General features: G+C 67.5%; 23 protein-coding genes. 7 read left to right on the top strand and 16 right to left on the bottom strand.

The window, feature by feature from the left end:
* Window positions 1-7: 7 nt before the first annotated feature.
* The 7 genes from flgG to AC3IRM_RS08525 all read right to left on the bottom strand — a co-directional run bounded on the left by flgG (window position 8) and on the right by AC3IRM_RS08525 (window position 6,152).
* Window positions 8-793, bottom strand: a complete 786-nt coding sequence (gene flgG, locus AC3IRM_RS08495; RefSeq protein WP_310233761.1) for a flagellar basal-body rod protein FlgG — start codon at window positions 791-793, stop codon at window positions 8-10.
* A gap of 370 nt (window positions 794-1,163) precedes the next feature.
* A complete protein-coding gene (locus AC3IRM_RS08500) occupies window positions 1,164-1,913 on the bottom strand; it encodes a flagellar basal body rod protein FlgF (RefSeq protein WP_489205748.1) in 750 nt (249 codons plus the stop codon).
* 133 nt (window positions 1,914-2,046) lie between these two features.
* Complete coding sequence (gene flgE / locus AC3IRM_RS08505; protein ID WP_489205749.1) at window positions 2,047-3,270, bottom strand: flagellar hook protein FlgE; 1,224 nt, start codon at window positions 3,268-3,270, stop codon at window positions 2,047-2,049.
* Window positions 3,271-3,320: 50 nt separating this feature from the next.
* On the bottom strand, window positions 3,321-3,989 hold the full coding sequence (locus AC3IRM_RS08510) for a flagellar hook capping FlgD N-terminal domain-containing protein (RefSeq protein WP_310233767.1): 669 nt from the start codon (window positions 3,987-3,989) through the stop codon (window positions 3,321-3,323).
* 35 nt (window positions 3,990-4,024) lie between these two features.
* Window positions 4,025-4,432, bottom strand: a complete 408-nt coding sequence (gene flgC, locus AC3IRM_RS08515; RefSeq protein WP_489205750.1) for a flagellar basal body rod protein FlgC — start codon at window positions 4,430-4,432, stop codon at window positions 4,025-4,027.
* A 3-nt stretch (window positions 4,433-4,435) separates the two neighbouring features.
* Entirely contained in the window at window positions 4,436-4,840 is a 405-nt protein-coding gene (gene flgB, locus AC3IRM_RS08520; RefSeq protein WP_489205751.1) for a flagellar basal body rod protein FlgB, read from the bottom strand.
* 349 nt (window positions 4,841-5,189) lie between these two features.
* Window positions 5,190-6,152 (bottom strand): chemotaxis protein, encoded by a 963-nt coding sequence (locus tag AC3IRM_RS08525; RefSeq protein WP_489205881.1) that lies wholly within the window; start codon window positions 6,150-6,152, stop codon window positions 5,190-5,192.
* A 190-nt stretch (window positions 6,153-6,342) separates the two neighbouring features.
* Here AC3IRM_RS08525 and flgA point away from each other — a divergent pair, with 190 nt between their 5' ends.
* From flgA to AC3IRM_RS08545, 4 genes are all read left to right on the top strand, one after another.
* Window positions 6,343-6,972 carry a flagellar basal body P-ring formation chaperone FlgA gene (gene flgA, locus AC3IRM_RS08530; RefSeq protein WP_489205882.1) on the top strand — a complete coding sequence of 210 codons (630 nt, stop codon included), beginning with the start codon at window positions 6,343-6,345 and terminating at the stop codon, window positions 6,970-6,972.
* A 93-nt stretch (window positions 6,973-7,065) separates the two neighbouring features.
* A complete protein-coding gene (flgM, locus tag AC3IRM_RS08535; protein WP_489205752.1) occupies window positions 7,066-7,380 on the top strand; it encodes a flagellar biosynthesis anti-sigma factor FlgM in 315 nt (104 codons plus the stop codon).
* Window positions 7,380-7,715, top strand: coding sequence for a flagellar protein FlgN (locus AC3IRM_RS08540; protein WP_489205753.1), 336 nt, complete (start codon window positions 7,380-7,382; stop codon window positions 7,713-7,715). The genes flgM and AC3IRM_RS08540 overlap by 1 nt, the downstream gene beginning before the upstream one ends.
* A gap of 73 nt (window positions 7,716-7,788) precedes the next feature.
* Window positions 7,789-8,997, top strand: a complete 1,209-nt coding sequence (locus AC3IRM_RS08545) for an ATP-binding protein (protein ID WP_489205883.1) — start codon at window positions 7,789-7,791, stop codon at window positions 8,995-8,997.
* Here the strand turns inward: AC3IRM_RS08545 and AC3IRM_RS08550 are convergent, their stop codons facing one another.
* Together AC3IRM_RS08550 and AC3IRM_RS08555 are read right to left on the bottom strand one after the other, a co-directional pair.
* The gene (locus tag AC3IRM_RS08550) at window positions 8,998-10,719 is read right to left on the bottom strand and encodes an EAL domain-containing protein (RefSeq protein WP_489205754.1); all 1,722 of its coding nucleotides are present in this window, start codon (window positions 10,717-10,719) and stop codon (window positions 8,998-9,000) included. It abuts the gene before it with no gap.
* A 24-nt stretch (window positions 10,720-10,743) separates the two neighbouring features.
* On the bottom strand, window positions 10,744-12,060 hold the full coding sequence (locus AC3IRM_RS08555; RefSeq protein WP_489205755.1) for a sensor histidine kinase: 1,317 nt from the start codon (window positions 12,058-12,060) through the stop codon (window positions 10,744-10,746).
* Window positions 12,061-12,211: 151 nt separating this feature from the next.
* Here AC3IRM_RS08555 and AC3IRM_RS08560 point away from each other — a divergent pair, with 151 nt between their 5' ends.
* Window positions 12,212-14,971 (top strand): EAL domain-containing protein, encoded by a 2,760-nt coding sequence (locus tag AC3IRM_RS08560; RefSeq protein ID WP_489205756.1) that lies wholly within the window; start codon window positions 12,212-12,214, stop codon window positions 14,969-14,971.
* Between the two features lie 860 nt (window positions 14,972-15,831).
* Here AC3IRM_RS08560 and AC3IRM_RS08565 read toward each other — a convergent pair.
* The 6 genes from AC3IRM_RS08565 to AC3IRM_RS08590 form a co-directional block, all read right to left on the bottom strand.
* A complete protein-coding gene (locus AC3IRM_RS08565; protein ID WP_489205757.1) occupies window positions 15,832-16,014 on the bottom strand; it encodes a hypothetical protein in 183 nt (60 codons plus the stop codon).
* Between the two features lie 78 nt (window positions 16,015-16,092).
* On the bottom strand, window positions 16,093-17,286 hold the full coding sequence (locus AC3IRM_RS08570) for a methyl-accepting chemotaxis protein (protein WP_489205884.1): 1,194 nt from the start codon (window positions 17,284-17,286) through the stop codon (window positions 16,093-16,095).
* Between the two features lie 536 nt (window positions 17,287-17,822).
* The gene (hflD, locus tag AC3IRM_RS08575; protein ID WP_489205758.1) at window positions 17,823-18,407 is read right to left on the bottom strand and encodes a high frequency lysogenization protein HflD; all 585 of its coding nucleotides are present in this window, start codon (window positions 18,405-18,407) and stop codon (window positions 17,823-17,825) included.
* Entirely contained in the window at window positions 18,407-19,528 is a 1,122-nt protein-coding gene (mnmA, locus tag AC3IRM_RS08580) for a tRNA 2-thiouridine(34) synthase MnmA (protein ID WP_489205759.1), read from the bottom strand. The genes hflD and mnmA overlap by 1 nt, the downstream gene beginning before the upstream one ends.
* On the bottom strand, window positions 19,525-20,007 hold the full coding sequence (locus AC3IRM_RS08585) for an NUDIX hydrolase (protein ID WP_489205760.1): 483 nt from the start codon (window positions 20,005-20,007) through the stop codon (window positions 19,525-19,527). The genes mnmA and AC3IRM_RS08585 overlap by 4 nt, the downstream gene beginning before the upstream one ends.
* Window positions 20,007-20,528 carry a hypothetical protein gene (locus tag AC3IRM_RS08590; protein WP_489205761.1) on the bottom strand — a complete coding sequence of 174 codons (522 nt, stop codon included), beginning with the start codon at window positions 20,526-20,528 and terminating at the stop codon, window positions 20,007-20,009. Before AC3IRM_RS08590 ends, AC3IRM_RS08585 begins: the two co-directional genes overlap by 1 nt.
* Window positions 20,529-20,631: 103 nt before the next feature.
* On the opposite strand from AC3IRM_RS08590, the gene clpS reads away from it, so the two are divergent.
* The gene (gene clpS, locus AC3IRM_RS08595; protein WP_489205762.1) at window positions 20,632-20,964 is read left to right on the top strand and encodes an ATP-dependent Clp protease adapter ClpS; all 333 of its coding nucleotides are present in this window, start codon (window positions 20,632-20,634) and stop codon (window positions 20,962-20,964) included.
* Between the two features lie 80 nt (window positions 20,965-21,044).
* Window positions 21,045-23,330, top strand: coding sequence for an ATP-dependent Clp protease ATP-binding subunit ClpA (gene clpA, locus AC3IRM_RS08600; protein WP_489205763.1), 2,286 nt, complete (start codon window positions 21,045-21,047; stop codon window positions 23,328-23,330).
* 150 nt (window positions 23,331-23,480) lie between these two features.
* Here clpA and AC3IRM_RS08605 read toward each other — a convergent pair whose 3' ends face one another.
* Complete coding sequence (locus AC3IRM_RS08605; protein WP_489205764.1) at window positions 23,481-25,343, bottom strand: DUF885 domain-containing protein; 1,863 nt, start codon at window positions 25,341-25,343, stop codon at window positions 23,481-23,483.
* Between the last annotated feature and the right edge of the window lie 60 nt (window positions 25,344-25,403).

A 25,403-nucleotide genomic window follows, 5' to 3' on the forward strand; every position in this document is an offset into this window, starting at 1 on the left:
GCAGTGCTCAGACGTTGTTGTTGAGGTAGCCGAGCATCGAATCGGTCGTCGAAATCGCCTTGGCGTTCATTTCGTAGGCGCGCTGGGTCTCGATCATGCTGACCAGCTCTTCGACCACGTTGACGTTGCTGCCTTCCAGCGCGCCCTGCTCGAGCATGCCGAGCCCGTTGAGCCCGGGCGTGCCGTTCTGCGCGGGGCCGGAGGCGGTGGTTTCGAGATACAGGTTCTCGCCACGCGCCTGCAGGCCGGCCGGATTGATGAAGTCGGTGACGGTCAAGGCGCCGATCTCCAGCCCCTGCGCCTCGCCGGCGATCTGCACGCTGACCGTGCCGTCCTTGCCGATGGTGACCGCCTGCGCACCCTCGGGCACCTGGATGCCGGGCTGCACCGGAAAGCCGCTGCTGGTCACCAGTTCGCCCTGGGCGTTGATCTGGAAGCTGCCGTCGCGGGTATAGGCCGGCGTGCCGTCGGGCATCAGCACTTCGAAGAAACCGCGACCATTGACCATGACGTCGAGCGCCCGTCCGGTCTGCTGCGGATTGCCCTGCTGGAAATCCTTGGACGTCGAGACCACACGCACGCCGGTGCCGAGCTGCAGGCCGGTCGGCAGTTGGGTCTGCGCCGAACTGGCGCCGCCGGGCTGACGCACCTGCTGGTACAGCAGGTCCTCGAAATTGGCGCGGTCGCGTTTGAAGCCGGTGGTATTGGTGTTGGCGAGATTGTTGGAGACCACCGACATGCGCGTCTGCTGCGCATCCAGTCCGGTCTTCGCTACCCACAGCGCCTGGTTCATCGGTCGTTCCTCGGTGCGGACGCGAGTGCGCCTTCGTGGATACAGATGCAATCGGCGTGCCAGAAGTCGTCTGGCTGTGTGTCGGTGGGGCGGCCAGGCTGTCAGGGCCGAAGGATCGTCGCCCCGGCCCGGGCACAAGCTGACGCGTGATGGACCGCGACGCGCGTCCTGGCCTTGGGCCGGGTCGGGCGGGTGCGCAGGTCCAAGCCGCGTGTCGTCCCAAGCGCAATGGGCGTTCGCCCCGTTGCGGGGCATTGGAATAGAGGCATGGACGCCAGACGAGCATCGTGCCGACGGCGCGGCGGCTACGGACGTCGATCCGCCGACGACGCCGCGAACGGGGCAGGCGCAACCGGCGAACCGGAGGTGATCAGCCGCCCAGGCGCAGCAGGCTGTTGGCCGACTGGGCGTTCTCGTCTCCGCGGCTGATCAGCTTGACCTGCATCTCGAACTGGCGCTGCAGCTGGATCATCTGAACCAGCGCGCCGGCCGCGTCGACGTTACTGGCTTCCAGCGTGCCGGTGGTCATGACCTCGCCGGGGGCCTGGGCGAAAGGCTGTTGCGGATCCGTATTGCGCATCAGGCCATCGAGCCCGCGCGTGAGCCGATCGGGCGCGGCCTCGACGGTCCGCAGGCGGCCAATGACTGCCATCGTCTGGGGGCCTTCACCCTGCGGGATGATCGAAACCGTGCCGTCGTGGCCGATGTCGAGCGCCTGGTGCGGGGGCAGGGCGAACGGTTGGCCGTTCTCGTCGACCAGTGGATGGCCGCCGCCGGTCACGAGCTGACCGTTGGGCGTCAGCGACAGATTTCCGGCGCGGGTATAGGCCTCGCCGCCATCCGGGGACTGCACCGCCAGCCAGCGGTCCGGGCGCATCGACACATCCAGCGGGTTGCCGGTCACGCGCTGCGCGCCAATGCGGCTGTTGAAGCCCTGGTCGACGTGGACCGCATCGATGCGCGAGGCATGCAGACCACCGGGGACCCGATAGGCCTCGGTGTTCGCCAGTGCGGCCTTGAACCCGGCGGTGTCGGCGTTGGCGAGGTTGTGCGACACCGTGCCCTGCGCCTGCAGCGTGGCGCGGGCGCCGGTCATCGCGACGTAGAGGGCTTTGTCCATGGGGGGCGTGATTCGTAAGGGGTGATTGGTGATTCGAAAGAAGCGGGGCAACGGCGAGCGGATGCATGACGGGATGCGGCAACCGTGCGGTCGCCGCGCTCCCAATCACGAATCACGAATCACCAAGAACGGCTCATCGGATGTTGATGACCGTCTGCGTGACCTGGTCCTGGGTCGAGATCATCTGCGCGTTGGCCTGGAAGTTGCGCTGCGCGACGATCATGTTGACCAACTGCTCGGTCAGGTCGACCGTCGACGATTCCAGCGCGCCGGCCTGGATCTGGCCGAAATCCGAACTGTCGGGTGCACCGGTGCGACCGGCGCCGGAGCTGTAGGTTTCGGCCCACACATTGTTGCCTTGCGGCTGCAGGCCCTGCGGATTGACGAACGTGGTCAACGCGATCTGGCCCAGCGCGGTATCGGCGCCGTTGGAGTAGCGCGCGAACACCACGCCTTCTGCCGAGATGCTGATCTCGTTGAGTTTGCCGGCCGCGTAGCCGTCCTGGCGGGTGTCGCGCAGCTGGAAGCGCTCGCCGTACTGGGTGGAGCCGGCGAGGTCCAGGTCGAGCTGGAGCACGCCCGCGCCATTGGCCGGGGTGAACGGATCGAGCGTGATGCGGCCATCGGTAGGCGCGAGCAGGGCGCCGCTGTCGGAGAACTGCAGGGTGGTGGGCGCGCCGACGCTGGCGCCGTCGACGTAGTTGTGCACCTGCCACTCGTTCGGATTGGCGGTCTTGACCAGGTACGAGGTCTGCACGTGGCCGACGCCCAGCGAATCGAACACGGTGATGCCACCGGTCGAGGCGTTGTAGCTGTTGGGCTCGGTCGGGTCGAAAGTCGCCATCGTCGGCGGCTGCGCATTTCCGGGGAGGGTGAACATCAGGTTGACCCGGCTGCTGGGACGCGGCGGGCTGTCGGTGGTCAGCAACTGCAGATCCCCGACCCGACCGACGTCGAAGCCGTCGGCATTGGTGCGCGGCGGATAGACCTGCAGGCGGGCGCCCTCCGGGGTGCCGACGAAGCCCTGGGCGTCGGTCTGGAAGTTGCCGGCGCGGCTGTACACGGTGGCGCCGTTCTTGTTGAGCGTGAAGAAGCCTTCGCCATCGACGGCCATGTCCAGGCTGCGCCCGGTGGGATCGATGTTGCCCTGCGAGAACTGCTGGGCGACGTTGCTGAGCTTGACGCCCGAACCGATGGCGTTGCGCGCCAGGCCGTACGAACTGTTGGAGAACAGATCTGCGAACTCCGCACGCGACTCTTTGAAGCCCGTCGTGTTCACGTTCGCGATGTTGTTGGCGGTGACGTTGAGATTGGCGTTGGCCGCGTTGATGCCGGACAGCGAGGTATTGAAGCTCATGGCGGACTCCGTGAGGTCGTGCGCGGGGAAACGGAAGAGGACGGGGCCGGTCAGCCGACCCGCAGAACGTGGGCGAGCGGTGCGGTGCCGAGACCCTCGAGATCGAGGTAGAGACCATCGGAGCCCACCGACACGCTTTCAACCTTGCCGCGCACGTAGGTGCCGAGGTTGCTGGTCGCGCCGGTTTCGGTGACGTGTTTGGCGGTGATGCCGTAGGGGCCGGGGGGTAGTTTTTCCCCGGCCGCGTTGGTGCCGTCCCAGGCGAACGCCACTTCACCGGCCGCCTTCGCGGGCACCGTGAACTGCCGGACCGGCAAGCCGTTGGCGTCGGTGACCTCGAAGGTCACCATGCCGGAGGAGGGCGCAGCGACGATGCCGCTGGCCTCGCCGTCGGCGGGCAGCGCGAGCTTGGACGACGGCAGCAGAACCTCGCGTCCGACCATCGTGGCGCCGCGCAGCAACTGGTCCGTTGCCATCGAGCCGGCGAAGCCGTTGACGGTTTCATTGAGGCCCTGGATGCCCTGGACGGTGGAGAACTGCGCCAGCTGACCGAGAAACGCGCTGTTCTCCATCGGCTTGAGCGGGTCCTGGTGCTTGAGCTGCTCGGTCATCAGCCGCAGGAAATCGGCCTGGCCGAGTGATTCGGCTTTCTTGTCGGCGGCTTTCGGCGCGCCGGCAATGCCGAGGCTGCTGTAGATGTCGTTGGCGATGGTGCTCATCGGCGGATACTCGGATGCAGGCGGAGGCGGCGGGCTCAACGGCCCATGCTGAGGGTGGCCACCGCCAGTTCCTTGGCGGTGTTGAGCATCTCGACGCCGGCCTGGTAGCTGCGCGAGGCGGAGATCATGTTGACCATCTGCGAGACCGGGTCGACATCGGGCGCGTAGACGTAGCCCTGCGCATCGGCCAGCGGATGGCCGGGTTCGTATCGCTGGATCGGCGGTGTGTCGCGCTCGACGATGCCGGCCACCTGTACGTTGGTGAGCGCGGGATCGCTGGCGTGGGCGGTGGCCCGGAAGACGGGTTCCAGCGGGCGGTACACCTGGTCGGGTGAACCGGCGACGGAGTCGGCGTTGGCCAGGTTGCTCGCCAGCGTGCTCAGACGGATGGACTGGGCCTGCAGCGCGGAGCCGGCGACGTCGAAAATCGGCAGATTGCTCATGACTTACTGTCCCGTGATGGCGGTCAGGAGAGTGCGGACCCGCGACTCGAGGAAGCTCAGGGACGCGCGGTACTCGAGCGCGGCGCGGCCGTAGGCGGCCCGTTCGGCGTCGGGATCGACGGTGTTGCCGTCCAGGCTGGCCTGGGTGGCGACGCGGGAGACTTCGAAGGGTTGCAGCGTGTCGAAGCCTGTCAGCGGTATCTGGTTGCCCTGCTCGCGTGGCGTCGCGGCGCCGGCCTCGCGCACACGGGCGGCGTTGGCCAGTGCGGCATTGAAGTCGAGGTCACGGGCCTGGTAACCGGGGGTGTCCGCATTCGCCAGATTGCTGGCGATCAGCTTCATGCGCTGCTCGCGCAACGGCAGTGCGTCGGCCTGCAGCCCGAGATAGGACGAGATCGGATTGGACATCGGCGCCTCCGGCAAACCTGTGCCGGGGAACTCTGCAAGCGGCGTGCCAGAGCCCGGGTGGCGCGGCTCGCGGGGCTGAAGCGGCTCTGGCTCGTCTGTGTGCAAGCCGGATGCCGGCGATCTGACGCGGCGCCGGGGGGCGGGCTCTCGGGCGCGGTATCAGGCCGAAGAGACCGGATCCGCCCACGTTCGCGCGGGGGAAATCGGGGCAACGCTGTGTGGCGGCCTGATCAGGTCATGCTGCGGTGCTTCACAGCGGCCTGGACTGGACTGGCCGCATGGCGCGGGTGGCGCCCGTTGCGGAACAGCAGCGGCGATTTCCGGTCCTGTGTGTGCCCCGGCGACCTGCTCAGGCGTTGGCCACCAACCGCCCGCCGGCGGCTTCTGCCACCTCGTTCAGGCGCTTGAGCACCTCGTCGGCTAGATCATGGGGACTGTACTTGGCGACGAAGGCATCGGCGCCCACGCTCTGCACCATCGAGGTGTTGAACACGCCCGACAGCGAGGTATGCAGCAGTACGAACAGATCGGCCAGACCGGGATGACGACGGATTTCCGTCGTCAGGGTGTAACCGTCCATCGCCGGCATCTCGATATCCGACACCACCATGGCGTAGCGCTGCGAAGGCGGCTCGCCGGCCGCATGCAACTGCAGCAGGTGATCGAGCGCCTGGCGCCCGTCCGACAGCAGGGTCACGCCGACGCCCAGCTGATCGAGCACGCTGCGGATCTGCTGGCGGGCCACACGCGAGTCGTCGACCACCAGTACCTGCATCGGCGGTGCACCTTCGGGCAGGGCGTATTCGGATGAGAGGTCGGCGTCCATGCGCGCCTGGGAGATGTCCGCCAGCACGCTTTCCACGTCGATCACTTGGATCAACTCACCCTGATAGCGGGTGACCGCCGTCAGATAACCGCCGTCGGCGCCGAGATCGGGCGGCGGCAGGATGTCTTCCACCGCGATGTTGACGATGCGTTCGACCTCGCTGACCAGGAAGCCCTGTACCGACCGGTTGAACTCGGTGACCACCAGATAGCCGGGCAAGTCGTCGCTGCCACGCTCTGGGTGGCCGATGGCCAGTCCGAGGTCGAGCACCGGCACACTGCGCCCGCGCACGTCGGCCACGCCGGCGAACTGCGCCGGCAGTCCCGGTACCTGGAAGAGTTTGGGCCGGCGCAGAACCTCCTGCACCTTGAATACGTTGACGCCAAAAACCTGGCGTCCGCCCAGACGGAACAGGAGCAGCGCCAGCCGGTTGTGACCGGCGAGGCGGGTGCGTTGGTCGATGCGGTCGAGCAGATCGTGCGACATGGTCCCGGTATCGGCATCCGGTGCAATCACTTGAGCACTTGGCGGTACGGCTGTGCCGATCACGCGTCCGCTTCCATGTGGCGTCGGCGGCACGGGACTTGCATCGCAGACGGCATCCTGCTGCCGGATCCTTCCCATGCTCTTGTCGCTGCGCACTCATCTGCATTGGCACCTCGTCAAGCGCGCCGTCATGGGTGCCTTGTTCGCGGTCGTTGCCACCACCGCGTCCGCCAATGGTTTCCATCCCGTGGAGTCCATTCGCGCAGCCGCACTGTCGACGACCGAGGCCGGCGAAGAGGCCGATGTCAGCCTGGACCCTGCGCTGCGCATGCCGCGCTGCGCGCAGGATCTGCAGGCGCGTCGCTCCGGCGCGGCCACGGTGGAGGTTGCGTGTCCGGATGGCTGGCGGCTGTTCGTGCCCTTGCGCGTACGCCGCCACCAGACAGTTCTGGTGCTGTCGCGCGGCGTGGCTGCAGGCGAGGCGATCACGGCCGATACATTCACTGCGCAACAACGCGATGCCACCCGGATCGCGGGTGCTGCGATTGGTGATCCGGCCGAGGCCATCGGCCGCAGTGCGCGGCGGACCCTGGTGGCCGGCACGGTCCTGACCGCCGGTGACCTGGTGACGCCGCGCCTCGTCCGCAGAGGCGATACGATTGCGCTGGTGTCGAACCGGGGCGGGATCGAGGTCCGCATGGCGGGTCGCGCGCTTGCTGACGCAGGCGTCCGCGAGCGTGTCAGCGTCGAGAACCTGAGTTCGCGCCGGGTGGTGCAGGGCACAGTGAACGCGGCCGGCGACGTGCAGGTCGGTCTGTGAACCGCAATCGATGAAGATCTTCCTCAAGCTTTCCGGGACCTGGCCGATACCTGTCATGTCCCCCAACAAGACCCGCGTGTCAGGAGCTCCGACATGAGCAACAGGATCGAAGGAACTGCCGCCCCCGTCAGCAACCGTGCTGTCGGTGCGGTGGGCACCGGCGCGGTGAGCCGCGCTGGCGAATCGCGCGACAAGCCGGTCGAGGCTGCAACACCGGCCGACAGCCTGCGCCTGACGGGCGAAGCCACGGGGCTGCAGGCCCTGCAGCGTGACCTCGCAACCAAACCCGCGTTCGACGAAGAGCGCGTGCAGGCCCTTCGCGAGTCGATCGCGTCAGGCAGCTACAAGGTCGACGCCGAGGCCATCGCCTCGCGCATGCTCGATCTGGACGCCCGGCTGGCCGGCTGATGTCCGACCCGCAGGCCAGTCTGGAGCGCCTGGCGCTCGCGCTCTCCGACGAGCGTGATGCCCTGATCGGTCACGACGTGGAGGCGCTGATGCGCTCCACGCGCGACAAGATCGTCGCACTGCGTGAGCTCGAGGCCTTTCCCAGCGGCGAACTGTCCGGTCCGCTGGCCGAACTGGCCGAGCTCAACCGCGCCAACGGCGCGCTGTTGGCCCGGCGTCGGCGCGAGGTCAACTGGGCCCTGCGTCATCTCGGCCGCGTGGAAAGCGCGCCCGCCTACGACTCGAGTGGTCGCAGCGAATCCACGCGCCGGCCACGCGAGCTGGCCGTCGCCTGAGCGCGCTCGGCGGACACGCCCGGCGGTGCCGGGCTTTAGACTCAGGGTTCCATGTCTCCGGATCCTGCCCGCCGTGCAACTGCTCTCACCGCTGTCCGCGCCCTTGGCCGACAAGGTTTTGACCCGCCTCGAAGAAGGCGTGCTCCTGCACGAGGCCGACGGCAGGCTGATCTACGCCAATCCCGCCGCCGATGCCTTGATTCGCCTGCATCCGGTCTGGATGGAGATGCGCGGGCAGCTCGATCGGATGGTTCCTGCGCAGGCAATCGCGGACGCGCGCGCGCGCCCCGATTGGCACGGCATCGTCCCGTTCCTGCCCGGCCGTATGCTGGACGCGCGCCTGTACTGGCTTGGCCCCGATGCCGGCCGATTCCTGCTGCTGCTCAAGGATGGCGTGCGCGTGCGTAGCGACGACGAGCAGGCGCTGCAGTTGCGCCACGAGGAACTCAATGTCCGCTTCAACGCCGCCCAGGAGCAACTGCTGCAATCGGAGAAACTCGCTTCGATCGGCCAGCTCGCCGCCGGCGTCGCGCACGAGATCAACAATCCGATCGGCTATGTCCACTCCAATCTGGGCAGCCTGCAGGAATACGTCGGCAACCTGTTCGCACTGATCGATGTCTATGAACGCGCGATGCGCGCGCACGATCCGCACGCGATGCGCTCGGAGATCGACGACACGCGCGAGCGTCTCGACGTGGACTTCATCAGCCGCGATCTGCCGCAGCTGCTGACCGAGTCACGGCAGGGCATCGAACGGGTGACCGCGATCGTCCGCGATCTCCGCGATTTCTCGCGCTCCGACCGCGAGCACGCCTGGCGACTGGCCGATCTCCATGCGGGGCTGGATTCGACGATCAACATCGTCTGGAACGAACTGCGCTACAAGGCCACGTTGGAGAAGGACTACGGCACGTTGCCGATGGTCGAATGCCTGCAATCGGAGTTGAACCAGGTCTTCATGAACCTGCTGATGAATGCCGGCCAGGCGATCGACGGCGAAGGCGTGATCAGCGTGCGCACGGGGCATGAGGCCGGCCAGGTGTGGGTAGAGATCGGCGACACCGGCAGCGGCATCGCACCCGAGATGCTGCAGCGGATCTTCGACCCGTTCTTCACCACCAAGCCGGTCGGCAAGGGCACGGGGCTGGGCTTGTCGATTTCCTACGGCATCGTCGCCAAGCATCACGGTCGGATCGACGTCGAGAGCACGCCGCAGACGGGGAGCCGGTTCCGTGTGGTCCTGCCGGTGCGCCAGCCGCAGACGGACGCGGCGCCCTGATCAGGGTGAGGTTTCGCGCCCCCGCTGGCTGTCGTAGGTGCGGAACGCCTGGCGGATATGCTCGCGCAGCTTGTTGTCGTCCCAGGGCTTGGTCAAAAACCGGTAGATCGCGCCGCGGTTGATCGCATCGGTGACGGTGGCCAGGTCCGTATAGCCCGACAGCACCAGGCGGATCGTGTCGGGGTAGAGCATCTTCACCCGGCCGAGGAACTCGGTACCATCCATCTCCGACATGCGCTGATCCGACAGGATCACCTGCACGTCGTTGGTCGCCAGCAGGCCGAACGCGTCACGGACGTTGCCGGCGGCGAGGATGCGATAGCCATCGCGACGGAACAGGCGCACCAGCGAGCGCAACACGTTCTGCTCATCGTCGACCAGCAGCAGCGTGCGGTCGGACTGGGTGGCGGTGAACAGTTCCGGTCGCAGGTAGCGCCTTCGCAGGGCTTGGCCGGCGAGCTCGGCGCTGGCCGGTTCGCCGAACAGATACCCCTGGAAGTAATCACAGTCGGCGCGGCGCAGGAAGCCCAGCTGGGCTTCGGTCTCCACACCATTCGCGATCACCTTCATGCCCAGCTGGTGGCCCATCGCGATCAGGGCGCGGACAATCGCGGTCTCGCGACTGCCGGCCGGCGCGGCGCTGATGAAGCTGCGATCGATCTTGAGGATGTCGGCCGGATAGCGCACCAGCGCCCCGAGACTGGCATCGCCGGTGCCGAAGTTGTCGAGCGTGACGCAGATGCCCTCGTGGCGCAGCGCCGACACCGTGCGGTAGACCACATCGGTGCTGTTGTGGGTGAGCACGCGCTCATTGAGCTCCAGCACGATGGACGACATCGGCAAGCCGGCCTGCTGCATCCGTCCGAGCAGCCGGTCCACGAAATCCGCCTGCAGCAGCTGCTGCGTGGTCACATTGATGCCGACGAAGAAATCGTCGAAGCCCTGTTCGCGCCAGGTACGGACCTGGGCGACGACGCGATCGAGCATCCAGTCGCCGATCTGCAGGATCACGCCGATGCGCTCGGCGGTGGGCAGGAAGCGCTCGGGCAGCAACAGGCCCAGTACGGGCGACTGCCACCGCACCAGGGCCTCCATCCCGATCACACGCCCGTCCCGCGCACTGATCTTGGGCTGGTAACGCAGGCGGAACTCGCCGTTGAGCAGGGCATCGACGATCTGACGGGCGATCGCACTTTCGCTGTGGGCCCGGTCCTGGACGTCGGTGGCGTGCAGTTGGACAGGTTCGTCCGCCGCATGCGACGCGCGCCGCACGGCGGTTTCCGCCAGGTGCAGCAACTCGCTGGGATCGTCGCCGTGCTGCGGACACAGGCTCACCCCGATCTTGGCTTCGAGGAACAGCGTGTAGGGCAGCACTTCGAGCGGGCGCTCGATCTCGGCGATCAGTGTCTCGGCAACGGCCTGGGCAGCCTGGGCATCGCCACCTTCGTGCAGCGGCACTGCCGCCAGGAATTCGTCGCTGCCGTGGCGCCAGACACGGCCCTGTCCCTGGAGCCGCTCGTTCAGGCGCAATCCGACCGCTTCCAACGCGGCGTCGCCCACCTCCATCCCCATGTTCTGGTTGACCGACGCGAAATGGTCGATGTCGATATGCAACAGCACCAGCGGCACGCCGTTGCCGGCGGCCTCCCTGACCATGTCCACGAGCTCGGGATTGGCGGCGCCCAGACGGGGCAGCGAAGGCGGCGGATCAGGAAGGGGCATGTGCATCGACAGAGTCTATCGACTTCACCCCGCATGACCGTGGCAAGGCGGCTCCGGTGCGTACGGCAGCCAGGCCTCGATGCGCGTCCCGGTGCCTGGTGTAGATGTCACGTCGAGGCGGCCTCCCGCGCCTTGTGCGCGCTCGCGCATGATCACCAGGCCCAGGCCACGCGCGGCTTCCGGGGCGAAGCCGCCGCCATCATCGTGCACGCACAGACGCAGTCCATCGCCGTCATCGCGCAGCCGCAGGGTCACGCGCTGCGCGCGTGCATGCCGCATGACATTGGTCAGCGCCTCCTGGGCGATGCGGAAGCAGGCCTGCTCGACTTCCGCGTCGGGTCGGCGGGGCAGGGCGTCGATCTCCAGGTCCGCGGTGATGCCGGCGTTGCGCAGCAGACGTTCGGCATGCCAGCGCAGTGCCGCTTCCAGCCCCAGGGCGTCGAGCTGGGGTGGCCGCAACAGGATCGAAATATCACGCAGCCGTTCCAGCGTCGCATCGGCCAGCACCAGGACGTCCTCGAGATCGTCGCGGCGGCGCTGCGGATCCGCCTCGTCGAGGGCCGAGCTGGCAGCCATCTTCATCGCAGTCACGGACTGCCCGATGTCGTCGTGCAGCTCGCGCGAGATCGCGCGGCGTTCGTCCTCCTGCAGGGTGAACACGCGCGCGGCGAGCGCCTGCAGCTCGCGATTGCCGGCCGCAAGCTCGTCACGCATGCGCTCGGCTTCTGTCAGGTCACGCACGATCAGCAGGGTGCAGGGGCGATCATCGTGTCGCGTCTGTGCTGCGGTCAGCGCGCCGTGGAAACCGGACCCGTCGCGGCGGCACATGCGGGGCGAGGGAGGTGGGCCGTCGGATGCCGCGCCCGGTGCCCGCAGCCACGCTCCGAATGCGACGCGCGCATCGGCGCTGACCAGATCCGTCGCCGGCAGACCCACCAGCGCATCCGGCGCGTGACCGAACATCAACTCGCAGGCCGGATTGGCGTAGGCGATCCGATCATCGACCACCAGCAGCACCCCATCGGGCAGCAGGCGCATCAGTTCACGCAGCTCGCGCGCGCGCGCAGCGGGTGCGTCGCACCGATCGACGGACGCAGAGCGCTTCGCTGTCGAGCGCATCCACCAGAAGAGCGCACTGGCGCCCAGCAATGCGACGGCGAAGATCGCGCCCCATGCCCAAGACGCATCCGCCGGAATAGGGCGGCCCCAGGCCAAAGCCGCGATCACCAGCGACACCAGCAGGAGCACCAGCGGCGCCTGCCAACGCATTGCGGAACGCCATCTGTCAGACGTGGTGCGGTTGCGACGAGACACCTCGACGTTGGGCTGTCCGGTCGACATACCGGCGGCTCTCCTTCCATGCGAGTGGAGCCAGTCTACCCCGCGTGCTCCGGCGCGGCTCAACTTCAGGGCGCAGGGGCCGCTAACACGAGGGATACCTGCGTCGGTTCCGGTGGCGGGGGCGTTCAGATCACGGAGCAGACACAGCGCGATGGAATCCGGCCTCATCTCCAGCCTTATCGACCATCCGGTCTCGGATGGCGTGCTGCTGCTCGATCGGGGCGGCCGCTGTCTGGTGGCCAATCCGGCCGCACGACGGCGCGGCCTCGATCGCCTGGTCGAACGCCATGCCGCTTCACTCGCAGGTCTCTACGCGCGCCTGCTCGACGGCGAGCGCGAACTGCCCTGCGAGCTGCCGGACACCGGCATGCCACTGCGCGGGCTGCTGCGCACGGTGAAAATCGATGGCGGCGCGCCCATCGCGTTCTCGCTGAGCATCCGGCTGTCGGAAGATCTGGATGACTGGCTCGAGGCAGCCGAGTCCGGCGGGCACGCCCTGTGGGTCTGGGACCTGCGCCACGATCAGATGCGCGGATCCGGCGCCTGGATCGACTGGCTGGGCACACCGGGCCGTGATGCGCCCCTGCCGTTCCAGGCGATCGAACAGCGTATCCATCCCGATGACCGCGCCGCGATGCGCGCCGCCCTCCACAGCTATCTCGAAGGCGAGGCGACGCAATACCTGTGCGAATACCGCTGCGCGCGTGCCGACGGCGCATGGCGCTGGGTCCGCGACAGCGGGCGCGTGACCGCGCGCGATGCCCAGGGTCGCCCGTCGAAAGTCGCCGGCACCCTGACCTGCATCGACAACCAGAAACAGCTCGAACAGTCCCTGCGCGAACAGCGCGGTCTCGTCGAGGACACCCAGCGCCTGGCGGGTATGGCCAGCTGGTGCTGGGATCTGGGCACCGGACAGGTCTGGTGCGCCGCTGCCCTGCGCGAGCGCCTGGGGCTGGCCGATGGCGTCGATATCCGCGGATGGCTGAGGCGTTGCGGGCGTGGAGACAATGGTCCGGTCGTGCGCCGCGCCTGGCGCGAGTTGCGCGACCGCGGTGCGCAGCGCCACTTCGACCTTGTCGCAGAGGGCATCGATGGCCCGGTCCACCTGCAGGTGTGGGCCTCTTTGCAGGAATACGCCGACGGAGGCCCCGGACGCATCGTGGCCCAGGTGCAGGACGTGAGCAGGCAGCGTCGCCTCGACGCGGAAATCCATCGCAGCAGCGCATTGCTGCGCCGCGTGGCCGAGCTCGGGCGCATCGGTGGCTGCGAGATCGACGCCGATACTCGTACGCTGCACTGGACGGGCGAGTGCGCCGGCCTGCACGGGCGCGAAGGCGAATCGCTGGCTTTGCAGGATCTGCTGCGCCACTACACCACCGAATCGCGTGAAGCACTGGAAGCCGCGATGAGCCGGGTGGCCGCCGGCGCACCGCCCGAGACACTGGAGCTGTGCTTCTACCGCCCCGATGGCGAGCAGATCTGGACCCAGGCCGTCGTCGACTTTTCCCACGACGGCGGATTGCCGCCGCGCTACCTGGTGCTGTTCCGCGACATCTCGGGCGAACGCGCCGCCAGCGAACGTATCGAACGCCTGGCCCACTTCGACGCGCTGACCGGCCTGCCGAACCGTGGCCGGCTACGCCAGGACGTGGACGCCGCGCTGACCGCCAGCGGCACCCTCTACCAGGCGCTGCTGCTGCTCGACATTTCCGGATTCGGCGGCATCAACGAAGCCCATGGCCATGCCGCCGGCGACATCGTCCTCAAGGCCGTCGCCGCCCGGCTGCACATGCTGGTGGACGCGGGCGACCTGTTCGGTCGTGTGGGCGCGGACGAGTTCGTCGTGCTGCTGCAGCAGGGTACGGGCCGGGATGACGTCGCTGCTACCGCGCAGCGGATCGTCACCGGGCTGTCCGATCCGGTGCCCGCCGCAGGGGAGGTCCTGCGCTTCGGAGTCAGCGCCGGTATCGCGGTGCGCCCGCCGGGCGTCGGTTTCGATGAACTGCTGCGCGCCGCGGGCGTGGCCCTGCACGGCGCACGCCAGCGAGGCCGCAACCACATCGAGTTCTACAGTCCCGATGCCTGGCGCCGGGCGCGCCGGCGGTTGGACATCGAGCACGCCCTGCGCGGCGCGCTGGAACATGAGGAATTCTCGCTGGCCTACCAGCCGCTGATCGATCTGTCGCGACATTCCGTCTGCGGCATCGAAGCCCTGCTGCGCTGGCACCACCCCGAGCTGGGCGCCTGTTCGCCGGACGAATTCATCGAGATTGCCGAGGCCACTGGCGACATCGTCGGTATCGGCGAGTGGGTGGTGCGCGAGGCCTGCCGCCAGGCGGCCGCCTGGGATGCGGCCGGGCTCGAATTCGGACGCATGTCGGTCAATGTCTCGGCGGTGCAACTGCGCGATCCTGGCTTCGCCCAGCGCGTGCTGGAGGCCTGCGTTGACACTGGTTGGCCGGCGACGCGACTGGAGCTGGAAATCACCGAGTCGGCGCTGCTGCTGGACACCGACGCGTTGTGGGCCTGCTTCGATGTGCTGCAGGGCGCCGGCATCGGCCTGTCAATCGACGACTTCGGCACCGGTTTTTCCAGCCTGAGCTATCTCAGCCGGTTTCCGGTGGGGCGTCTGAAGATCGACCGCAGCTTCATCTCCGAACTGGCGAGCGCGGGTGGTAGCGGCCGCGCGGTCGCTGTGACCCGCGCGATCATCCAGCTCGGCAAGGCGCTGCGCATGCAGGTATTGGCCGAAGGCGTGGAATCCAGCGCGGACGAGCAGCTCCTGCGCGAGTACGGCTGCGATGAAGTCCAGGGCTATCTCTATTCCCGCCCGTTGCCGCCGCGCGAGATGGTGCGCTGGTTGCAGGTCCAGGCCCAGGGTCTGGCCGAGCATCGCCTGGCGCTGGCCTGATCCACGTGTCGCCGCCGAAGATGGCGGTCCGCGGATTGAACGGCATCGTACCCGCATACCTCGCGTTGCGCCGACAGGGCACCCGCGACACCCGTCATATCCCTGGGCTTCGCCTGCTGCCAGCACAGTGACAGCGACGCGGGTGCGATCAGGGTGGCGCGGAGACATCGCGCGGAAGTTGCGTAGATCCCGTACCAGAGCGGGCGCCAGCTTCGGTAGCCCGCGCTGAAGACGTGACTTCATCACCCACCGTTCCCGGTCACATGTGCGGCCGCACCGGTTCGCAGCTTGCCGAATACGGCGCATGCACCCGCGGGACATCGTCCGTCTGAAGTGGGTGTCGCCATCTCGCGTGCGACCTGCGGAGACGCCTGTCTGCCACGCACCTGCCCGTATCGAGCATCCGGCAGTGGGCGCCGCTGTCGCCTCGCGTCCGCCCGTTCCCAATGCGACTGCACGCTCTCAGAGCGGCGGAGCATCGGGAAGCGCATCTGCGCGTCGGAACGCGCGCTTCGAGGCGCCCGTCGCGGTGGCTTTTTCTCCGTCGCCGAGGCTTTGTCCAATGTGCCCGCTGCAACGCAGGGCAGCGCAGAGAGGCGTCGGCAACGCGCGCCTGACGCTGCCTCAACGGTTCGCGTCACGGGCACAGCGCCCGGGGACAGGCGTTGCTGGTCAGGCGATTCCATGGCTGGGATGCGGAAAGCGCAGGCAGGCGGCTGATCTGCCCCACCATCATTGATCGATCGCGCGTTGCGTCGCGCCGGCGCTTGCGGTGGACCCCCGAATGAAGGGCCGTCACTAGCTGGCGGAGTGCCCCCGTCCAACTGCGCGTGCACCCACCTGCAAAGTGCACGACGGGATCAGAAGCCTGCTGCCAGATCCCACGCGATGACGGATTCGACCGCGTCGAGAGGGGCGGCGTGTCCGTTCGCGGTCGGCGAGGCGGCCGCCGTCAGCAGGGTCGTCAGCTCCTGGCACGCCGCGGCTTCGAGACGGGCGAGCAGGTCGCCTCCGATGCGGCGGACCGGCGACGGATCAGACACCACCAACGCAGAGGCCCCGGCCGGGGCCGGGGCATGCGGGGTGTCGCAACTGGAGCCTCGGTCCAAGGGGGCGGCCGGTCAGAAGAGTTCGACGGTGCCTGCGCCCATTGAATCCTGGGTCACGGGCTTGTGGGGCGGACGCTCCCAGGTGTTGCGCAGCTCGCGCAGCCGCTGGCCGATCCGCTGCAGTGCTCGCATCAGCTCTTCGTTGAACACGCCACCGTTGCGGCGCAGCAGGTCCTGCAGGTCGATCGCCTCGCGATTGATCGCGTTCAAGCGTTCGAGATGTGTGTGCACGCCGCCCAGTGCCTGGGTCGCGATGTCCTCGAACTGCAGGGCGCGCACCGCATCGGTCACGCTGGCATCGATCGCCTTGCCGCATTCGGAGATCTCACGCATGCCATCGCCCATGGTGCGGTTGATCGAGGCCACCTGTTCCAGCATGCCGGCCGCTTCGGAACGGGCCTCGCGCGAGCGGTCCAGATCGCGGGACGCCATGCCCGAGACGGTGTCACGCACCTTGGCGATGGATTCCTTCGAGGAATGCGCCAGCTTCCGGATCTGCTCGTTGAACGCCGTCGAGCGCTCCGACAGGTTGCGCACCTCGTCGGCCACCACTGCGAACCCGCGTCCGGCTTCACCCGCACGGGCGGCCTCGATCGCGGCGTTGAGGGCCAGCAGGTTGGTCTGGTCGGCGATCGACTTCACGTCCTCGAGCAGGGCGAAGATGCCGTCCAGGTGTCCGGCCATTTCGTCAATGTGGGTGACGGTGACGCCACTCTGGCCACTGACCTGTTCCAGCGCTTCCACCAGTTGCTCCATCCGCTGGCTGGCGTGCTGGGCGAAGCGGGCGACGTCCGCGCCGCCCATGCCGTCCTGGTCGCCGGTGCGGTCGAGCAGGCGGCTCATCGCCTGGGCCTGCTGACGGGACTTGCGGTTCATCGCGTCGAAGCTGCTACCCAGGCCGCTGACCGCTTGGCGGATCAGTTCGCGGGCGCGCTCGACCTCGACACGCGAGCCTTCGATCTCGGTGCCGACGAACTGGCGCAGTTCGCTCAACAACTCGTCCTGTTCCTTCATCGCGCGAGCGTGCTCGGGACCGGGGCGACCTTCACGCCGGACCAGCAGGAAGGCAGTGACCAACCAGCTTGCGCTCAGGGTAATCAGGATCGCCCAGCGCGCCGGAGCGGGCCAGTCGAGAACAAACGCCACCGGCAGCAGCAGGGTCAGCGCTAGCGGCGCGGCGAGGCGGATCAGAATGCGTGCGTACATGGGCGCTCTCAGGGGGTTACTCACGTTTCCGGTATCGGCATCCCGGTCCGCGGCTTTAGCCCGTCGCGCGCGTTCATCTGCTGGGTGCACGGCTGGACTCGCGCGCATGGGCCCGTGCTGGATTCTCTTCGATCCGGGGCGCTGGCTGCGCGGCGAAAAGCACACGGGGATTTGCGAACGCGCCTTGCTGCACATCACGTCGAAGATCGACGCGCGTGAGGGCGGGTGCCGGATGGCGCACAGGCGTCCGCACGCACCTGTGGAGATTCTGTACAGGCGATCTGCCGGCCGCTCCATCCGTCAGGACGGCAAGTCGTGCAAGGCAGCGCACAGCCGCTCGAAACCCTGTCCGTGCCAGAAAATGCTGGGGTCAGCAGCAACCGATTCTGGACGTGGAATCCAGCAGCGTGGGTGTGGCGGCCCTGAACCTGCGATTCCTGTGCGCCGCCGCTGTGTTCCGTCCCGGCAGCCCACGTCAATCGCGCGAGCGCCGCATCCGGTCGGAGTCGGCTGCGGATCGCGCAACCGGAAACCCCTCAGATCGCCTTGAGCATCTGCTGCCGCCGCAGCAGGAAATCCCACAGGCTGCCGCCCATCTGCCGCCACAACACCGCCGAACGCAGCGAGGCCAGCAGCACCGCGCGGATCTCGGCGACCACGTTCGCCTGGCCGAGGTAGTGCGGATTGCCCTGGACCATCACCTTCGGACGCAGGTGGCTGACGGTGTCGGCGTAGAGCGCGCCGAGTGCTGCGATCACTTCTGGGTGGGTATGCCCCAGTTCTTCGGCCTTGGGCTTGATTTCGAGGATGCCGTGGTGGACCTCGCCGCTGACGGCGCTGTCCTGGATGAAACGGCGTTCCAGCTGCACGACCGCGAGGCCGAGCTTGGGCAGCAACGGGTCGCTGCCCTGGTTGCCGAAGTAATCGCGCAGCAGCATCAAGCCGGGCACCACCGCATCGCGGCCGCCGTAGACGTCGGCCGGTGACGTCGCGTCGATGCGGAACACGCTGTCGAGCGCGGTCGACAGCACCGCGGCGTCGGCCTGGCCGGTTTCGGCGATGCGGCGCACCTGCTTGAGCGCCTGCGCCATGCCGGCGAGGGCGAGGACACGCTGCTCCATCATGCCGCCACCCCGCGCGCGCGCAGTTCCAGCGGCGCGTCGGTGCGCGCGATGACCGCGCCGCCGAGGCAGACATCGCCGCCGTAGAGCACCACGGACTGTCCGGGCGTGACCGCACGCTGGGGGCGGTCGAACCGCACGTCGAGCTGGCCGGTGTTCGCGTCGATGGTCACTTCGCAGGATTCCTCGTGTTGCCGGTAACGGGTCTGGGCGGTGCAGCGGAAGCGCTGCGCCGGCGGGGCGCCGGCGATCCAGTGTGCGGGTTCGCTCGTCAGATGCGACGACAGCAGGTACGGCGTGTCGGCGCCCTGGGCGACGAAGAGCACATTGTCGCCCACATCCTTGCCGACCACATACCAGGGCGCCGCATCGAAGCCGCGAACGCCCCCGATCTGCAGGCCTTCGCGCTGACCGAGGGTGAAATAGAAGACACCGGGATGCGTGCCGACCCGGTGCCCGTCGGGCGTGCGCATCTCGCCCTGGCGCGCGGGCAGGTACTGGCCCAGGAACGTGCGGAAGTCGCGTTCGCCGATGAAGCAGATGCCGGTCGAATCCTTCTTCTCCGCGGTCGGCAGGCCGGCGGCGCGGGCGAGGGCGCGGACATCCGTTTTGGGCAGTTCGCCGAGCGGGAACAGGGTTGCAGCGAGTTGCGCCTGCCCGAGCTGGTGCAGAAAGTAGCTCTGGTCCTTGTTGCGGTCGCACGCGCGCAGCAGGCGCCAGCGGCCATCTTCGAAGTCGACGCGCGCGTAATGCCCGGTCGCGATCTTTGCCGCGCCAAGATCGCGCGCCGCATCGAGGAAATGCTTGAACTTGATCTCGCGGTTGCACAGTACATCGGGATTCGGCGTGCGGCCGGCGGCGTATTCGGCGATGAAGTGCTCGAACACGCCGGCCCAGTACTCGCCGGAAAAATCGCGGAAATGGATCGGCAGGCCCAGCCGGCCGGAGACGGCCACCGCGTCGCGGCGATCATCCTCGGCCCGGCAATCGCCGCTGCCGTCCTCGGCCCAGTTCTGCATGAACAGTCCGGCCAGCGGCGTGCCCGCATCGCGCAGCAGCAGGGCGGCGACCGAGGAATCCACGCCGCCGGACATGCCGACGATGACCTCCGGCGTGCTCACGGGATCTGGCGCACGGCCGACAACGGGAAGCGCTGGCCGGCGAGGCAATCGGCGACGACCTGCCAGACCAGCGGGCTGCGATGCCGCGTTGCCTCGGCCTGCAGCTGCGCCGGGGTGAACCACGTGGCCTTCTCGATGCCGTCGTCGAGCGTGCGCGCCGGGTCGTGCGCCAGCGGGCGGGCGGCGAACGCGAAGCGCAGGAAGTGCCGGCCATCGGCCTCGCCGGCACGCGGCGCCGACTTCCACAGATAACTGCCGATGAAGCCGGTCAGTTCGACCGTCCAGCCCGACTCCTCGAGCGTCTCGCGGACCGCTGCATGCAGCAGGGACTCGTCGGGCTCCAGGTGGCCGGCCGGCTGGTTGATCACCAGGCGTCCTTCGATGCGCTCTTCGATGCAGAGCACGCGACCGCCGTCCATGACGACGGTCGCGACGGTGACGTCCGGCTGCCAGAAACGCGGATCGGCGGATATCGCCATCACATCGCATCCTCGCCGGTCAGCTGCAACTCCATGTCGTCGGCGAGCTCGGCTGCGACTTCGAGCGCCTGCTCCAGCCGGGCACCGTCGGCGTCGTCGTGCAGCTTGATCACGTAGAACAGTGTGTCTCCGGCAATCTCCCAACTGCCCAGCACATTGCGTTGGCTGTCGCGCAGCAGCATGTCGGCCTGCGCTGCGCTGAAGCCGCCCTGGGGAACCGGGGCGGCCGGCGAGAACACCTCGCGGACCGCGCTGTCGCCGAGCACATGCGCACTGCCGGCCACGAATGCGAGCTGCGAGCGGTTTTCCTGCTGCCAGGCAAAGACGACCCGGTAATCGCCGTCCTCGTCGCGCTCGTAGCGCACACCCTGCGCGTCGAGCCGCTGCGCGAGCGTGTCCTCTGCGCCAGCCACAAGATCGGCGACGGGGGCCTGCTGGTCCACCAGCACGTCCTCGGCCATCGCGAACGGCGACAGCGCAAGCACGCAGACGAGTGGCAACAGGCGTGAGGCCGGGGACAAGCGGCGGCAAGGATGCATCGAGGCACCGGGTCGGGGGAATGCGGGCCATTCTGACGACCGGTGTCCGGGGCGTCCATCCGCGGCGCGGCGGTATAATCGGCCGATGAGTCGCAGACACGAACACGAATACCACCAGGATCGCGACCATGGCACCGCCGTGGCGCCCGGACGCCCGGAAGTCGCGCCGCCGCCGCTGTACTCGGTGCTTCTGCTCAATGACGACTACACGCCGATGGACTTCGTGGTGGAGATCCTGGTGCGGTTCTTCTCACTGGATCTCGAGCGCGCGACCCAGGTGATGCTCCACGTGCACACGCGTGGCCGGGGCGTGTGCGGCATCTACAGCCGTGAGGTCGCGGAGTCGAAGGTCGCACAGGTGAACGAATACGCACGGCTCAATCTGCACCCCTTGCTCTGTACGATGGAAAAGGCCTAAGTAGGGTCCAACGGGGGCAGGGTTTGTTTGCCGGAATCGGGCCCCATCTAGGGTGTCAGTGAAGCCGGAGCGTCCGCCCCATGTTCAGCAAAGATCTCGAGTTCACGATCGGCCAGTGCTACAAGCGCGCCCGCGAGGCCCGCGACGAGTACATGACGGTCGAACACCTGCTGTTGTCGCTGCTCGAGAACCCCTCTGCCGAGGCGGTGCTCAAGGCCACCGGCGCGGACTTCGAGCGCCTGCGAGGCGATCTCGAACAGGCCATCCTGACCTCGGTCACCAAACTGGCCGAAGACGACACGCGCGACACTCAGCCCACGCTTGGATTCCAGCGGGTTCTGCAGCGTGCGGTCTATCACGTGCAGTCGTCGGGCAAGAAGGAAGTCACCGGCGCGAACGTGCTGGTCGCGATCTTCGGCGAGAAGGATTCACACGCCGTCTATTACCTCAACCAGCAGGACGTCACCCGTCTGGATGTGGTCAATTACCTGTCGCACGGCATCGCCAAGACCGGCGGTGAGGAGCCGGACGGTGCCGCTGATGATCCGACGCAGGCCCGGGCCGAGGGCGCGGAGGGCGAAGGCAAGGGCGATGCGCTGGCCGAGTTCGCCAGCGATCTCAACCAGGCAGCTCGGGAGGGCCGCATCGACCCGCTGGTCGGCCGCGCCGAAGAAGTGGAACGCACGATCCAGGTGCTGTGCCGCCGCCGCAAGAACAATCCGCTCTACGTCGGCGAAGCCGGCGTCGGCAAGACCGCGATCGCCGAAGGGCTGGCCAAGCGCATCGTCGATGGCGAGGTCCCCGAGGTACTGGCCGATGCGACGATCTTCTCGCTCGATCTCGGTGCGCTGGTCGCCGGCACCAAGTACCGCGGCGATTTCGAGAAGCGCCTCAAGGCCGTGCTGGCCGCGATCAAGAAGCATCCGGGCGCGATCCTGTTCATCGACGAGATCCACACGATCATCGGCGCCGGTTCGGCATCGGGCGGCACGATGGACGCGTCCAACCTGATCAAGCCGGCGCTGTCGTCGGGCGAACTGCGCTGCATCGGCTCGACCACGTTTCAGGAGTACCGCGGCATCTTCGAAAAGGACCGCGCGCTGGCGCGTCGCTTCCAGAAGATCGACATCGTGGAGCCGACGGTCAGTGAGACCTACCAGATCCTGCAGGGCCTCAAGCCCCGCTACGAGGCCCACCACGACGTCACCTACGCCGACGAGGCGCTGCAGGCCGCGGTGGATCTGTCGGTCAAGCACATCGCCGATCGCCTGCTGCCCGACAAGGCCATCGACGTCATCGACGAAGCCGGCGCGCGTCAGCGCCTGCTGCCCGAAGGCGTGCGAAAGGCGCTGATCGACGTCGAGGAAGTCGAAACCATCGTCGCCAAGATGGCGCGCATTCCGGCCAAGCAGGTCAGCGCGACCGACAAGGACGTGCTCGAGCATCTCGAGCGCAACCTCAAGATGGTGATCTTCGGGCAGGACCCGGCGATCGAAATGCTGACCTCGGCGATCAAGCTCGCACGCTCCGGCCTCGGCAGCCCCGACAAGCCGATCGGCAACTTCCTGTTCGCCGGTCCCACCGGTGTCGGCAAGACCGAGGTCACGCGCCAGCTGGCGCTCCAGCTCGGTATCGAACTGGTGCGCTTCGACATGTCCGAGTACATGGAATCGCATTCGGTGAGCCGCCTGATCGGTGCGCCCCCGGGTTACGTCGGTTTCGACCAGGGCGGTCTGCTGACCGAGAAGATCGTCAAGACGCCGCACTGCGTGCTGCTGCTCGACGAGGTGGAAAAGGCGCACCCGGACATCTTCAACATCCTGTTGCAGGTCATGGACCGCGGCGTGCTGACCGACACCAATGGTCGCGAAGCCAATTTCCGCAACGTGATCCTGGTGATGACGACGAACGCCGGCGCCACCCAGGCGTCGCGTCGTTCGATCGGTTTCATGCGGCAGGACCACAGCAGCGATGCGATGGAAGTCATCCGCAAGAGCTTCACGCCGGAATTCCGCAACCGTCTCGACGCGGTGGTGCAGTTCCAGTCGCTGGGCTTCGAGCACATCCTGCGCGTGGTCGACAAGTTCATGATCGAACTGGAGGCGCAGCTGCACGAGAAGAACGTGTCGCTGTCGGCGACGCCGGCCGCGCGCGACTGGCTGGCGCAACATGGTTTCGATCCGCAGATGGGTGCGCGTCCGATGTCGCGCGTCATCCAGGACAAGGTCAAGCGTCGCCTGGCCGACGAGCTGCTGTTCGGCAAGCTGGCAAACGGCGGACGTGTTTCGATCGACGTGCAGGACGGCGAGCTCACCGTCGAGACCTGGGCGGAGCCGGAGCGACTGCTCACCGCCACGGTCGACTGACTGGCGCGGCGAACTGTGTGACGAAGAAGGCGCCCGAGGGCGCCTTCTTTTTTTGCCTCTGTAGAAGCGGCCTCGGCCACGATGGCCTTGCGGGACGGCTCCATCGCGCGCAAGCGCGCTCCTGTGTCGGGTGCTTTCTGGACGCGTCGATCAGCGCGCTGACGCCTCCACCCAAGCATCCACACGACGCTCGAGCAGATCGAGCGGCAACGCGCCGCCGCCGAGCACCGCGTCGTGGAAACCGCGCACGTCGAAGCGGTCGCCGAGCCGTGCTTCGGCTTTACCGCGCAATTCTTGGATGCGGATCATGCCGATCTTGTAGGCCGTCGCCTGGCCGGGCCAGGACAGGTAGCGCTGCACTTCCGAGCGGATCGTCGCTTCGGGGAACCCGCTGTTGTCGTTGAAGTAATCGACCGCCTGCTGCTCGGTCCAGCCCTTGGCATGCATGCCGGTATCGACGACCAGACGGATCGCGCGCCACAGTTCGGAACTCAGCTGGCCGTAGCGCGAGTACGGGTCGGCGTAGGTGCCCGGAATCTCCTTGGCCTGCCACTCCGAATACAGGCCCCAGCCTTCCGAGTACGCGGTGGTCTGGTACTGGGTGCGGAATTGCGGCAGGCCGGTCAGTTCCTGCGCGATCGCGATCTGCATGTGATGGCCGGGCAGGCCCTCGTGATACGCGATGACTTCGAGCTCCGGCTTCGGCATGGAGTTCATGTCGGACAGATGCGCGTAGTAGATGCCGGGCCGGGTGCCGTCGGGACTGCTCGGGAAATAGTGTTGCGCGGCGCCGGGTTCTTCGCGGAACGATTCGACGCGGCGCACGACCAGATCGGCCTTCGGCAGCAGGCCGTAGAACTGCGGCAGTTGCTGTTTGATGTTGTCGAGCAGACGCGTGGATTCGTCGAGATACGCCTGACGCCCTGCATCGGTGTTCGGGAACTTGAACTGCGGGTCGGTCGCGATGAAGCGGAAGAAGGCCTGCAGATCGCCGTCGAAGCCGACCTCGGTCTTGATCGTCTCCAGATCCCTGTGGATGCGGGCGACATCCTGCAGACCGATGTCGTGCACCTGCTCAGGCGTCAGCCCGGTGCTGGTGTTGTGGCGCAGCTGCGAGGCGTAATACGCCTTGCCGTTGGACTGCGTGGTGCCGACGCCGGCGGGATTCTCCAGCGCGTTGCCGATGTCGCCCTCGTGCCACGCGATCACGCGCCGGTAGGCCGGGCCGACGGATTCCAGCAGCGCCGTGCGGGCCTGGGTCTCGAGCGCGTCGGCTTGCGTGGCGTCGATCGTGCCGGCCTCGCGCAGCGCGTCGGCCTTCTTGACCAGGTCGGCCCACAGCGCGGTGTCGTCGCCCTCGGCGAACGGTGCACCGGTGATCACGTTTCGCGACTGGGTAATGACGCCTGTGTAGGCGAACTTCGGCGCGCGGATGCCGGCGTCGGCGCTGGCCTGCGTGTGTTCGAGCAGGGTGTCGAACATCGTTGGCAACGCACGCAGACGGGCGACATAGGCGAGATAATCGGCCTCGCTGTCGACCTTGTGGAAGTTGATCAGCAGCGTCGGCAGCATCGCTTGCGGCCCCATCATCTGGGTGAAGGCGTAGCCGTTGCGGCGGTACTCGAACTGCTCGGCTGCCTCGCGCGCCTGCTGCGCCCAGAGTTCATAGGACAGCTTGCCCTCGAGATCGAGCGCGTCGGCATCGAAGCTGCGCTCCATTTCGGCGACGCTCGCGCGCTGCCAGGCAAGCTGCCGTTCCATCGCAACGTCGGAGACATCGTCGAGCTGGTCGTAGAGCTCCTTGCGGCCGAGGAAGGTCAGCCCGATCGGACTGAATCGCAGCGAGGTTTCGTACTGCTGGTCGAGCCAGGCATTGAGGCGCGCAGTCTCGGCGGCCGGCGGCGCCTGGGTCATCGCCGTGGGCGCGGGGGCAGCAGGCGCCGGCTGCGCGTGGGCGGCCAAGGCGAACGCGAGCGCAAGGGCGAGCGCGGTGATGGCGGGCAGTCTGGGCATCGGAAGCATCCGGTCGGTCGTGGGGACCGAGCCTACGCGATCGATTCGCCTACGGCAGAC

It is taken from the genome of Luteimonas sp. KH_071, from assembly GCF_057838005.1.

Bases quoted from the DNA above. Each gene is read 5' to 3' on its own strand.
- AC3IRM_RS08550 (WP_489205754.1), bottom strand. From the start codon at position 10,719: ATGCCCCTTCCTGATCCGCCGCCTTCGCTGCCCCGTCTGGGCGCCGCC.
- flgC (WP_489205750.1), bottom strand. From the start codon at position 4,432: ATGAGCAATCTGCCGATTTTCGACGTCGCCGGCTCCGCGCTGCAGGCC.
- flgA (WP_489205882.1), top strand. From the start codon at position 6,343: ATGGGTGCCTTGTTCGCGGTCGTTGCCACCACCGCGTCCGCCAATGGT.
- flgG (WP_310233761.1), bottom strand. From the start codon at position 793: ATGAACCAGGCGCTGTGGGTAGCGAAGACCGGACTGGATGCGCAGCAG.
- AC3IRM_RS08605 (WP_489205764.1), bottom strand. From the start codon at position 25,343: ATGCCCAGACTGCCCGCCATCACCGCGCTCGCCCTTGCGCTCGCGTTC.
- AC3IRM_RS08510 (WP_310233767.1), bottom strand. From the start codon at position 3,989: ATGAGCACCATCGCCAACGACATCTACAGCAGCCTCGGCATTGCCGGC.
- flgB (WP_489205751.1), bottom strand. From the start codon at position 4,840: ATGTCCAATCCGATCTCGTCCTATCTCGGGCTGCAGGCCGACGCACTG.
- AC3IRM_RS08560 (WP_489205756.1), top strand. From the start codon at position 12,212: ATGGAATCCGGCCTCATCTCCAGCCTTATCGACCATCCGGTCTCGGAT.
- flgM (WP_489205752.1), top strand. From the start codon at position 7,066: ATGAGCAACAGGATCGAAGGAACTGCCGCCCCCGTCAGCAACCGTGCT.
- AC3IRM_RS08500 (WP_489205748.1), bottom strand. From the start codon at position 1,913: ATGGACAAAGCCCTCTACGTCGCGATGACCGGCGCCCGCGCCACGCTG.
- AC3IRM_RS08555 (WP_489205755.1), bottom strand. From the start codon at position 12,060: ATGTCGACCGGACAGCCCAACGTCGAGGTGTCTCGTCGCAACCGCACC.
- AC3IRM_RS08585 (WP_489205760.1), bottom strand. From the start codon at position 20,007: ATGGCGATATCCGCCGATCCGCGTTTCTGGCAGCCGGACGTCACCGTC.
- hflD (WP_489205758.1), bottom strand. From the start codon at position 18,407: ATGGAGCAGCGTGTCCTCGCCCTCGCCGGCATGGCGCAGGCGCTCAAG.
- AC3IRM_RS08525 (WP_489205881.1), bottom strand. From the start codon at position 6,152: ATGTCGCACGATCTGCTCGACCGCATCGACCAACGCACCCGCCTCGCC.
- clpS (WP_489205762.1), top strand. From the start codon at position 20,632: ATGAGTCGCAGACACGAACACGAATACCACCAGGATCGCGACCATGGC.
- AC3IRM_RS08540 (WP_489205753.1), top strand. From the start codon at position 7,380: ATGTCCGACCCGCAGGCCAGTCTGGAGCGCCTGGCGCTCGCGCTCTCC.
- clpA (WP_489205763.1), top strand. From the start codon at position 21,045: ATGTTCAGCAAAGATCTCGAGTTCACGATCGGCCAGTGCTACAAGCGC.
- AC3IRM_RS08570 (WP_489205884.1), bottom strand. From the start codon at position 17,286: ATGTACGCACGCATTCTGATCCGCCTCGCCGCGCCGCTAGCGCTGACC.
- flgE (WP_489205749.1), bottom strand. From the start codon at position 3,270: ATGAGCTTCAATACCTCGCTGTCCGGCATCAACGCGGCCAACGCCAAT.